Annotated in this window: 9 protein-coding genes; 3 read left to right on the top strand and 6 right to left on the bottom strand. The window is 32.7% G+C overall.

Features of this window, described 5'->3' with window-relative positions; all coding sequences use genetic code 11:
* Positions 1–15: 15 nt before the first annotated feature.
* A complete protein-coding gene (locus tag EV143_RS05505; RefSeq protein ID WP_133506966.1) occupies positions 16–3,591 on the bottom strand; it encodes a response regulator in 3,576 nt (1,191 codons plus the stop codon).
* A gap of 18 nt (positions 3,592–3,609) precedes the next feature.
* Positions 3,610–4,827 (bottom strand): hybrid sensor histidine kinase/response regulator, encoded by a 1,218-nt coding sequence (locus EV143_RS05510; protein ID WP_133506967.1) that lies wholly within the window; start codon positions 4,825–4,827, stop codon positions 3,610–3,612.
* A gap of 420 nt (positions 4,828–5,247) precedes the next feature.
* Here EV143_RS05510 and EV143_RS05515 point away from each other — a divergent pair, with 420 nt between their 5' ends.
* Complete coding sequence (locus tag EV143_RS05515) at positions 5,248–5,511, top strand: SemiSWEET family sugar transporter (RefSeq protein ID WP_133506968.1); 264 nt, start codon at positions 5,248–5,250, stop codon at positions 5,509–5,511.
* A gap of 59 nt (positions 5,512–5,570) precedes the next feature.
* On the opposite strand, the gene EV143_RS05520 is transcribed toward EV143_RS05515, so the two are convergent.
* Together EV143_RS05520 and EV143_RS05525 are read right to left on the bottom strand one after the other, a co-directional pair.
* The gene (locus EV143_RS05520) at positions 5,571–6,389 is read right to left on the bottom strand and encodes a hypothetical protein (protein ID WP_133506969.1); all 819 of its coding nucleotides are present in this window, start codon (positions 6,387–6,389) and stop codon (positions 5,571–5,573) included.
* 253 nt (positions 6,390–6,642) lie between these two features.
* Complete coding sequence (locus EV143_RS05525; RefSeq protein WP_133506970.1) at positions 6,643–6,984, bottom strand: hypothetical protein; 342 nt, start codon at positions 6,982–6,984, stop codon at positions 6,643–6,645.
* Between the two features lie 213 nt (positions 6,985–7,197).
* Here EV143_RS05525 and EV143_RS05530 point away from each other — a divergent pair, with 213 nt between their 5' ends.
* Complete coding sequence (locus EV143_RS05530) at positions 7,198–10,404, top strand: PAS domain-containing protein (RefSeq protein ID WP_133506971.1); 3,207 nt, start codon at positions 7,198–7,200, stop codon at positions 10,402–10,404.
* Positions 10,405–10,460: 56 nt separating this feature from the next.
* Here EV143_RS05530 and EV143_RS05535 read toward each other — a convergent pair whose 3' ends face one another.
* A complete protein-coding gene (locus tag EV143_RS05535; protein WP_133506972.1) occupies positions 10,461–10,892 on the bottom strand; it encodes a response regulator in 432 nt (143 codons plus the stop codon).
* A 238-nt stretch (positions 10,893–11,130) separates the two neighbouring features.
* On the opposite strand from EV143_RS05535, the gene EV143_RS05540 reads away from it, so the two are divergent.
* A complete protein-coding gene (locus tag EV143_RS05540; RefSeq protein WP_133506973.1) occupies positions 11,131–11,634 on the top strand; it encodes a pyridoxamine 5'-phosphate oxidase family protein in 504 nt (167 codons plus the stop codon).
* 177 nt (positions 11,635–11,811) lie between these two features.
* On the opposite strand, the gene EV143_RS05545 is transcribed toward EV143_RS05540, so the two are convergent.
* Positions 11,812–12,132 carry a GIY-YIG nuclease family protein gene (locus EV143_RS05545; RefSeq protein ID WP_133506974.1) on the bottom strand — a complete coding sequence of 107 codons (321 nt, stop codon included), beginning with the start codon at positions 12,130–12,132 and terminating at the stop codon, positions 11,812–11,814.
* Between the last annotated feature and the right edge of the window lie 272 nt (positions 12,133–12,404).

Genomic DNA, 12,404 nt, shown 5'->3' on the forward strand with positions numbered 1-12,404 from the left:
TTCTTTTTATTTGCATTAAATTTTATCGTACAACCACACTCGCAATAATGACAATAACTGATCGATATCTACAGGTTTTGTAATGTAATCTGAAGCTCCGGCTTTGATACATTTTTCTCTGTCTCCCGTCATTGCTTTTGCTGTTACGGCAATTAGCGGTAAGCTAATAAATTTAGGTATTGTTCGTATTTTTTCGGCTGTTTCGTAACCGTCCATATTGGGCATCATCATGTCTAGCAAAACAATGTCTGTATCCGGATTTTCTTCTAATATTTTTATGGCTTCGTTACCGTCGAAAGCTGAAATTACATTCATTTTAAAAACTTCAAGCGCTTTTGTTAATGAGTATATATTTCGAACGTCGTCATCTACAATTAAAACCTTTTTATCGTGCAGGATATTATTTAGTAAATTTAGCTTTTTATAGCTTTCTTTTTTAGTATCTCCGCCTTTATTTTCTTCTACTAAATGTAAAAACAGTGAGACTTCATCAAGCATTCTTTGGTACGAATGGGCTGTTTTTACGATAATAGAATCGGCATATTTTTTAATTTTAACTTCTTCTTTCAACGATAAACTTTTCCCTGTAAATACAATTACCGGAAGATTTTCTAATCCCGGAGTCTTTTTAACATTGTCCAGAATTTGATACGCTTGTTTGTCCGGAATTCCCATATCAAGAATAACGCAGTCTACATCGGTTTTATTTAAAGCTACTAAGCCATCTGCCACTTCACTTTTAATTTCAGAATTAATGTTATAGGTTTCTAAGAAATAAGAAAGTGCTTTGGCATGTTTTGGATTATCTTCAATAATTAAAACCTTTTGTGATTCTTTATTAATGATGTGTTCGATGCGCATAAACACTTCCGGAATTTTATCGAAAGTCGCTGGTTTATGCAAGAAATCAATCGCGCCTTTTAGTAAACTTTCCTGTCTTAATTTGTGCGATGACATGATGTGCACAGGAATATGTTTGGTCTGAATATTATTTTTCAGTTCTTCCATAACTTCCCAGCCACTTTTTATTGGCAATTCGATATCCAGTAAAATTCCGACTGGTCTGTAAAGAATAGCGAAATTTAAAGCATAATCGCCTCGAACGGAAACAATACCTTTATAACCATTTTGTCTACTGAAAGTCAACAATGATTTGGCAAAATTAATGTCGTCTTCAACAATCAGCATTACTTTATCTCCTTCTGTAATAGAATCTCTGTCGTCTTCTATTTCATCTGGAATTGTTGCAGAAATATATTTGGTTTTAATTTCTTTTAATTCCTCAACTGCTGCTTCTGCTTCTGCAATTTGCAATGGAGCTGCTTTCTCAACCGTTACTTTTCTATTAATCGATCCGTAAACCGGTAAATATAGTGTAAAGCTGCTTCCTTCGCCTACTGTACTATGCAAAATGATTTCTCCTCGAAGCAATTTGGCAAGTTCACGGCTAATAGACAATCCTAAACCAGTACCGCCATATTTACGTTTCGTCGAACCATCGGCTTGTTGGAAAGCTTCAAAAATAAGCGGTTGCTTTTCTAACGGAATTCCGATTCCGGTATCTTTTACGATGAAACAAATAATTTTATTGTCGTCGTCGTTTATTTTTATTTCTAAACTTACAGAACCTTTTTCTGTAAATTTAATGGCATTCGAAATTAGGTTTTTAAGAATTTGCTCTAATCTCATTTTGTCTGTTTTAATGACAATTGGAGCATCTTTTGAAATAATTTCAAAATTGATATTTTTCTCTTTCGCTACTTGGGTAAATAAGCTTGATAAGCTGTCTGTGATTTCTTTTGTTGAAACATCTAAGAATTCAAGTTCCATTTTACCGGCTTCAATTTTAGATAAATCCAGAATTTCATCAATAAGTCCTAATAAACTGTTTCCTGAACTCTGAATAACTTTGGCAAATTCTATTTCCTCATTATTCATGCTTTGGTTATTATTCTCAGATAACAAACGGCTTAAAAGCAAAATAGAATTTAAAGGCGTTCTTAATTCATGCGACATATTGGCAAGAAACTCTGATTTGTAACGCGTTGTAAGTTCTAATGCTTCTGATTTCTTTTGAATTTCGTTGTTCTTTTCTTCCAGTAAAACACTTCTTTCAGAAAGTTCTTCATTCGTTTGTTCCAGTTCTTCTTGTTGTACTCTTAATTCTTCTTCAGAAGCTTGTAGTTTTTCGGTTTGGGCTTCTAATTCGGCATTAATAGCTTCCAATTCACTATGTTGAATACGTAATTCTTCAGATTGTGATTGGGTTTCTTCTAAAAGCTCCATAACACGTTTACGGTTCTGAGTCGATTTTATCGCAATTCCGATGTTATTAGAAACGATTCGTAAAAACTCTAAATGAAGATCAGAAAATCCATAAATACTAGCCAATTCCAGTGCTCCTTCTACTCTTGTATCCAGCAATGGAAGTGCAATAACATGCGTTGGTTTTATTTCGCCCAAAGCATAATTTATCTGAATGGCATCTTCAGATATCGTTTTTAATTCTAATAATTTTCCTGAAACAATTGATTGTCCTAATAAACCTTCGCCTTTTTGTATGCGTTCGCGATTTTTATTTGGCATATAGCTGTAACCTGCTGTCGCGTACAATTCGTCGCCTTCAAGAACATATAAAACTCCCGCGCTGCTGTTGGTATAATGACATAAAAACTCTATAATGTCTTTTGCTAAGTGATTCATTAATTTATCACCCAACATTACATTATTAAGGTTGGCAATACCGGTTTGTATCCATTCTTTTTCTGATAGTAAACTAAACGATTTTTTTAGGGCACCGCTCATATTGTTCAGTGATTCTCCCACACTGCCTAATGCATCTGCCTGAATATCAGCTACACGAATGTCATAATTTCCGTTCGAGATATTAACTGCGATACTACTAATAGCTTCAATTCTTTCTGCAGTTTCCTTATCTTTTTTTATTAATTCCTGTTGAAGTGCTGTACGTTCGCTGTAATCTTTTAAAATTCTAAATAAGAAAACAAGCGAAATAGCAAAGGCAATTATAAAAGCTATAATAATTAAAATAATACTGTAATTACCGTAGTCATCAGATTTTTGACTGCGTTCTTTTAGAAGTAATTGTTCTCTGTTTTCGATTAACTTAAAATGATGTCTCAGTTCATCCATCATTCTTTTTCCTTCATTAAGATCGAATGTGGCTAATTTATCTCCTAATCGTTTTTTAACAATTTGATTATTAAGGTATTTAAAGAAATTAGATCGAAGCCCTTTTAATTCTGTTAATGCTTTTTGCTGGTAAGGATTGTCAATTGTAAGTTCCTGGAGTTTTTCAAAATACGTATTCGATTCTGTCTCATAAGTACTGTATCTTGTTACAAATTGCTCATCGCCAGTTATCAAATAACCTCGCATACTCGTTTGAGCATCCGTAAGTGACGATGAAGCCTGATTTAAATTGTAAATAACATCCTGCGTATGATTAACCCAAAAATTACTTTGCAACAAATTCTTTATACTAAGAAATGATGCGGTTGAACTGATCATCAATACTAATATCGATGCCATTGAACTGATTAATAAATTCCTTTTAAAATTGTTTTTCATAGGTTATTATCCAATATTTTAGTTTTCGTATTTTAAGGGCAGGACCATGATAAAACTGGCGCCTTTGCCTGGCTGACTTTTTGCTGTAATTATTCCGTTGTGTTTTTCCATTATCTTTTTGGCAATGGCAAGTCCAATTCCGGTTCCTTCATAAGTTTGACGGTCGTTTAAACTCTGGAAAATAATAAAAATACGGTCCAGATAAATTTCGTCAAAACCAATACCGTTATCAGAAACTGTAATGCGGCAAAACTTTCCGTCAGGATCGACTTCGCCGTCAAATTCTTTGGTTTTTATGATTTCTGATTTTATTTCGATAATCGGAGTTTCAACATTTCCGGAAAACTTAAGGGCGTTCCCGATCAAATTTTGAAAAACTTGTCGCAACTGACTCGGAATGCTATCTATAATTGGAAGTTCGCTTGTTTTTACAATCGCGCTTTTACGTTCAATCAGATAATCAAAATCAGTAAGCACTTCCTGTAAAACAATATTAAGGTCTGTTTTTTCCGGAACTACTTTTGATGATAATCTCGAATAAGCAAGCAAATCTGTAATCAGGGTTTGCATTCTTTCAGCCGATTTTATCGTACGATCTACATAATCGATGGCTTTTTCGTCTGTTTTTAAGTACAGTTCTTTTATTATTTTAATGAAAATCTGAATCTTACGTATAGGTTCATTTAAATCATGCGAAACTACCCAGGAAAATTGCTGGAGTTCGTGATTTCTCATCTCTAATTCTTCGTTTTTCAAAACCAGTTCTTTGGTTCGTTCTGCGATTTTAATTTCGAGATTATCCTGAGCTTCTTTACGAATTTTTATTTCTTTTGAAAGTAAGTCTTTCATAAGGCGCAATTCGTTTTTTTGCTCGTATATTTTTAGGAATGTTTTGACTTTCAGAATTAATAAGTCAGTGTCTACAGGCTTTGTGATGTAATCTACAGCGCCAGTTTCGTAACCTTTAAAGATGTATTTTTTCTCGATACTAATTGCCGATAAAAATATAACCGGAATATCTTTTGTTCTTTTGTTTCCGGAAAGAATTTTAACTACTTCAAAACCATCCAAACCAGGCATCTGAACATCCATTATGATCAGAAAATAATTGGTTTTTAAGATTTTTTTTAAAGCTTCTTCGCCGGATTCTGCGGTATCTACCTCAATATTGTGGAGTTCAAGTGTTTTCTTTAAGGCAATTATATTAGCCCGAATATCATCTACAATTAATATCATTTTATTGGGTAAAACGTTATGAACTAAGTTTTAAATTAATTTGGTTCAGATTGATTATTTTGAAATGTTTAACTTTTTAAAAATTGACTGCTTCTTAAGAAAATGGCATAAAACCATAGTTCAAAACTACCAAATTTATAAAAAAATACTCAAAACTTGTTTAAAGCTACTAAAAATAGTTTCATAATTCCCATATTTAAGTCTTATTTTTTTAATTACTAATGATAGCTAACTTATTAGATTTCCCCTACAATTCCTGGTCATAATTTTCATGTAAATTTTTTCAGACAAATAATTGTGCGTCCTGATTTTATTGTGGCACTTTTAAATTTTATCAAGTCATATTGTGCTGAAAAACAGCTGTAATTTTAATACAAAATTGTATTTCAAAAACATTTTTCATCTTAAAAATCAAAACCTATGAACTTAATTGATATCGTTGGGCTTTTTGCCGGAATTTGCGTAACAGTATCTGTTATTCCGCAAATTTATAAAGTATGGAAAACCAAAAAAGTAAAGCAGATTTCATTGCTAACTTTTAGCGTTTTAACCTTTGGAATTGCAATTTGGGTTGTTTATGGTATTCTCAAAAAAGATTTTCCAATAATTATAACCAACAGCGTTTCTTTATTTCTAAATTTAGTAATGGTTTATTTTATTATTTATTACGAAAAAGAAAATTAAAGGCATAAAAAAAACAGCCCGAAAAAGCTGTTTTTTAATCATACAAGTTAAGGTGTATATTAGGCTGTCTTAGCTAGCGAATTTTGAGGATATCTCTCCTTAAATAACCTTGGAAAATAGTTTTTACCAAGATGTCCAATAGAATAAAAAACTTCTCCGATATTAATATTCGAGATTCTTTTCAATTCGTCAAATTGTTTGTTGGCCAAGTCTAAAATTGGTGTAATCATCGTAATATAATTGTAACTGTGCTGCGCTATCTCTATTGCAACAATAGTATTTAAAATACTTTTTTGAAGTAAATTTTTAACGATTCCAGTTTGAGACGTTGTTCTGAATTCTTTTAGTTTTTCGAAAATTTTCGAATTCCCAGTTCCAACATATATATAATTTCCAGATTCATCTGTAAACATTTCTTTCAATTGCGAAGCTAACTCATAGTTATCATCTTCCTCATCAACAGTTGTTGGCATACTTACCAAAGAAAATTCAGTATGTTTAAAACCTTCAAAGTGCAATACACTGTTGATAGATGATTTATTGCTTAAAATACCTGATTGCTGTTTTTTAAGATTTTTTCTATTTCCGTTTTCACCAAAACTGTGTGTCAACATTCCGTCTTCGCAATAAGCAAAAAATATTGGAGATGTCTGGAACGATTCGATGCTTAAGCTTACGTCGTTGTAAAAAACCATGTCAAAGTGCATATATGACATTTCTTTTTCAAAACGTTTTCCGCTAATAGTACCTTTTGCCCATTTTGTCTGTACAGTCAAAGTGTATTCGTTATCATTAATAGTTAAGTCACCATTAAATCTCTCTTTAAGGTTATTAAAAATAGTATTAAATCCACCAGTATTTAAGTATAGTTTTTTCATTTTCAGTTTGATTAAGAAATTGACTAGTACTCATTTTATGTACCGATCAATTTTGGTTTTTATTTCCCTTTTAATATTATTCAAAGTTCGCCCATAAGTCCTTGGAATATCTTATACAATTTCGGAGAGATTTTTCATAATTATTATCTTACTTATTAAATCTCTGATTTATAATATTATGGAATAAAAAAAACAGCTACTTCAGATTTAAATCCGAAATAGCTGCTTCCTGCAAAATAAATAATCACGTTACTTATGTCAATTCGTTGATGTCAGAGTTTTTAGAATAATTCTCTTGCGGTATGTCTTTAAAAAACTCCGCTTCTTCAAGATCTGCTGTTGGTCCGTATCCTGATAAATGAGTTCCTTTTATCTTGTCTTTAGTTTCTATTACATATAAAATAGACATATCATCAGGATCAGTCATTCCTTCATAACGGTGATGCGCTACAATAAAAATTTCTTCAGGTTTATATTCTGTTTTTGTTGCTGTATCCATCAAAATATTATTGACAAACAAAAAGTTGCTCGTATAACCTTCATCTTCATACTTTTTGATATAGTCGGTTTCATGTTTTGAATATTCTTTTTTCATGATATTTTAATTTTAAATGTTTTGTAATCTGTTATTAACTCAAATTTCATCATTGATCATAAATAAAGTTAACTCAATAGATTTAAATCTTAGCTCAATTAGAGAATCAAAATTATATCAATTTTTATTTTAGTATTTTTAACAATGATCCCAAATACCTTATAGATTTATTATGAATCTATAACGAAATAAAAAAAACGAAAACCACTATTCATGACAGAAATGCATCATGACTTTCTTTCTAAAGGAGGCGAAATGGGCGCACTAACCCGCGCTAAAGACTGGAGTAAAACTCCGCTTGGTTCGCCTGAACACTGGCCGCAAAGTTTAAAAACCACATTAGGAATCTTGTTAAACTCAAAATTTCCAATGTTTTTATTCTGGGGGCCGGAACTTATATGCTTTTATAACGACGCTTATCGTCCGAGTCTTGGCAATGATGGAAAACATCCGTCTATATTAGGACAAAAAGGCGCTGAAGGCTGGCCGGAAATCTGGCATTTTATAGAACCTTTAATAGATAAGGCGCTGACAGAAGGCGAAGCAACCTGGCATGAAGATCAATTTTTACCTATATATCGTAACGGAAAAATAGAAGATGTTTACTGGACATTTAGTTACTCTCCTGTAAACGATGAATCCGGAAAACCTGCCGGAGTACTGGTTATTGGTAATGAAACGACTGAAAAAATTAAAATAAACAAGAAATTAGAAGAAAGTAATACCCGTTACCTTAATAATATATTACAGACTCCGAGTGCCATGTGCGTTTTTAGAGGGCCGGAATTTATTGTTGAAATTGCCAATAATCCTATGTTGGAGTTATGGGGAAGGGAAAATCACGAAGTTCAAAATAAACCTATTTTTGAAGGATTACCGGAAGCAAAAGGACAAGGTTTAGAACTGGTTTTGGAAAAAGTCTATAAAACCGGAGAAAAATTTGAAGCGCATGAACGCCTCGTAAAGTTACCGCGCAACGGCAAAATAGAAGATACATTTATAAATTTTGTATACGAAGCGCTAAAAGAACCCGATGGCACAATATCAGGAATTGTAGCAGTCGCAAATGATGTAACGGCTCAGGTCTTGGCCAGACATGTGGTTGAAGAGAGCGAGAAAAGATTTAGAAATACAGTAAAACAAGTTCCGCTTGGAATTTTAATTTTAAAAGGAACAGATTTAGTCGTAGAAATGGCTAATCCTATTTATTTGCAGATTATAAATAAACAGGAGTCTGATATCATCAATAAGCCCCTATTTGATTCTGTTCCGGAATCTGAAGAAATCCTTTTGCCATTGCTTACCCAAGTGCTTGAAACCGGAAATGCTCATACTATTGATGAATATCTGGTACTATCGAGCCGTAACGGAAAAGAGGAAATTAGCTATTTTAACCTGGTTTTTCATCCTTTAAAAGAAGAAAACGACACGCTTACAGGAGTTATTATTGTTGCTTATGAAGTAACAGAGGCTGTAAAAAAACGCTATCTTTTGACAGAGAGTGAAAATGCCTTTAGAAAGCTAATCATGGAATCGCCTATTGCAATGACTATTCTGAGAGGAAAGGATCATGTTATTGAGATGGCAAATTCTACCATGATGGATGGCATTTGGCAAAAAACGCCACAAGAAGCCATTGGCAAACCTATAGTCGAATTATTTCCTGAACTAAGGGAACAAAAATATCCGGAGTTATTGAAAGAAGTTTTTCTAAATGGAAAAATTATAACCGAAAATGAGTCTTTGGCTTACGTTAATGTGAAGGGAAAAATTGAAAAATTTTACCTGGATTATCAGTATACGCCTTTGTTCGAAAAAGAAGGAAAAATATCCGGTATAATGGCAACCGTTTATGATGTTACTTCGAGAGTTGAAGCCAGAAAAAAATTAGAAGATACTGAAGAAAGAATGCGATTGGCCGGTGAAATTACGGGAATTGCAACCTGGGACCTTAATCTTAAAAATTCTGATATTCTGTATTCAGAGAGTTTATTGGGGATTTTTGGTTTTGATCAAAATTATAAAGCTACACATCTGGAGTTTCGCAGCAGAGTTTATCCTGACGATAAACCTATTCTGGAAGCTGCCTTTAATGAAGCATTGCAGACCGGCATTTATAAATATGAAGCACGCCTTTTAAAACCTGATAATATAACAAGCTGGATAAAAGCACACGGAAAAATATTTTTTGATGAAAATGGTGATCCGGTAAAAATGATTGGGACCATCATAGATATTACCGACGAGAAAGACAATCAGCAAATCCTGATGAAAAGTGAGGCAAAATTCAGATTGCTTGCTAATTCGATGCCACAACATATCTGGACGAGTGATGCTTTAGGAAATATTAATTATTTTAACCAATCTGTATTTACCTATTCCGGAATGTCTGCTGATGAAATTCAGAATGGCGGATGGCTGCAAATTGTTCATCCTGACGATCGCGAAGACAATGTTAATGTATGGATGAAATCGATAAATACGGGAAATGACTTTTTCTTTGAGCATCGTTTTCGTCGTTACGATGGCGAATACAGATGGCAGATAAGCCGCGCTATTCCTCAAAAAGATGCAGAAGGAAATATACAAATGTGGGTGGGTACAAGTACCGATATTCATGATCAGAAAAACTTTACTGATAAACTTGAAAAACAAGTGCATGAACGAACCGCAGAGCTGGAACAAAAAAACCGTGATTTGATTAATATGAATATCGAGCTGCAGTCTTTTGCCTATATATCAAGTCATGATTTGCAGGAGCCGCTCCGTAAAATTCAGACTTTTGCCAGCCGATTATCTGATTTAGATGAGCAAAATATTTCGGCTAGTGCCAAAACATATTTAGATCGTATTGAAGTTGCGGCTAAAAGAATGCAGACTTTAATACAAGACCTTCTCGCCTACTCGAGAACAAATTCTGCAGATCGGGTTTTTGTAAAATCTAATCTGGATGAAATTGCCGAAGAAGTTACCAGCGATTTCTCTGAACGTATCGAAGAAACAAATGCTGTTGTAAATTTTCATCCTTTAGGAGAAGCTACTATTATTCCGTTTCAATTCAGGCAATTGCTGCATAATTTAGTTGGTAATGCATTGAAGTTTTCAAGAAAAGGCGAAAGTCCGTATGTAGAAATTACAGCTGAAAGAATTAAAGGATATGAGATAAACCAGTCTGTAGATTTTCCTGATAAAATATATTATCACCTTACTATTTCAGATAACGGAATTGGTTTTGATGCTGAATATAATGAACGGATTTTTGAAGTTTTTCAGCGTTTAAATACAGAAAGCGAGTTTTCAGGTACGGGAATTGGTTTGGCAATTGTGAAAAAAATTGTAGAAAACCATAAAGGAATTATTACTGCTTGTGGCGAAAAAGGAAGAGGAGCAACTTTTAATGTTTATTTTCCTGAATTATAAAATAAAAAAACACCAAACTTATTAAAATAGGTTTGGTGTTTTTGATTTTATACTGTTTATGATTTATAAACGAAATTTTTAGGCCCGGGAATAAATTCTTTCCAGTTAATTTCTAAAGCATGTTGAATAGATTTTACAATATCTTTCATTAAAACCGGCTTTGTAATAAAATAATTAGCACCAAGGTGTCGGCATTTTTCTATAATGCTTGGCTCACTTGAAGTAGAAAAAATTACAATCGGAATATTTCTTTTTTCTTCTGAATTTTGAAGTTCTTTTAAAACATCGAAGCCATTTTTACCTGGCATATTCAAATCCAAAAATACTACAGACGGCGTTGGCGGCGGATTGTAAATCGCATTTAATAATTTTTCTCCACCGTTATAAGTTTTTAATTGTATTTTTTTTGGTAATGATTCAACTGCATCCATAAAAATGCTCAAATCGTCTTCATCATCATCAGTGTAAAAAATCGTTAAGTCTGTCATCGTTTTTTGTTAATAATTCGTGATTATTATAAATCAAAGATAATTAAATTTACAACTTAATCAACCTGTTTTTCAACTCTGTTGAATATATTTTTTTTACTTGAAATCTCATAATTTATAGATTAAATTATGTAAGTAAAAACAGTGTAAAAAATAGCAATTTTACATTAATGAATTCGATTTTTAATTAAATGAGAATTTAGAAACAATTTCAATTAAAATCTTAAAAAATATAGTCATGGGAGATCATAAAGACCTTACGAATGAATTTGCTGTAGATAAAATAAAAGATCTTGCAGAAGATATCAAAACATGTATGTTATGTACTTACAAAGAAGGAAAATTGCAATCGCGACCAATGTCAGTTCAAAAAATTGATGAGCTGGGACAACTTTGGTTTTTATCAGACACGAACAGCAGCCAAAATGCAGAAATTATCTTAAATCCAACGGTTGAATTATTTTTTTCTGCTCCACAGGATAAATTTTTAACCTTACACGGAACTGCACGCGTTTTATACGATCAGGAAATAATTAAAGAACTATATGATCCAATCGTAAAAGTTTGGATGCCAGGCGGAGAAGATGATCCACGCTTAAGTATTATCAAAGTAATTCCTGAAGATGGATATTACTGGAACAATAAAAACGGTAAAATAGTTGCAATGGCAAAAATGGCTACTGCACTTGTAACCGGAAAAACAATGGATGATGGTATTGAAGGTGAATTGAAAATTTCATAACAGATCATTTTATTAAAAAAAGCAGCTGTCTTAATTGGCAGCTGCTTTTTTTTTGTTTGTAAGTATAGATTGTGTCATTTCGACGAAGGAGAAATCACATAAAGCTGATCACGCACTGTTGTCGAATACTGGATGTGATTTCTCCTTCGTCGAAATGACACAAAAAATGAGTGCAAATTATTTTTGAAATTGATAATTCAAAAACTCGAAAGCCGGATTAAAATTCTTAATTAGTTCCAGTTTTTTTTCCCGTCTCCATTTCTTCAATTCTTTTTCTCTTGAAATTGCTTCTTGAATCCAAACAAATCTTTCATAATAGACTAAATATTCAAGAGTATATTTTGAAGCAAATGTTTTATTGTTTGCATCAATATTTTCTTGATGTTGTTTTAGTCTTACTTTTAAATCATTTGTAACACCAATGTAAAAAGCTGAACGATATTTGTTTGTTATAATGTAAATATAATAGGAATGAAAACCTGTTTGAGGGTTTAACATATTTTTTTTAATACGAAATTACTTTATTTTATTTGTTTCCAAAACATGTATCTAAAATTTACCTCATTTTGTGTCATTTCGACGGAGGAGAAATCACATAACGGAATTCCGATTCGTTGCTCTCTGGATGTGATTTCTCCTCCGTCGAAATGACACATACTTTGCCGTAATTCTCTTTGCCTTCTGTTGTGGAATATTGGATGTGATTTCTCCTTCGTCGAAATGACACATACTTTGTCGTAATTCTCTTTGCCTTCTGTTGTGGAATACTG

It is taken from the genome of Flavobacterium chryseum (genome assembly GCF_004362015.1).
Lineage (GTDB): Bacteria > Bacteroidota > Bacteroidia > Flavobacteriales > Flavobacteriaceae > Flavobacterium.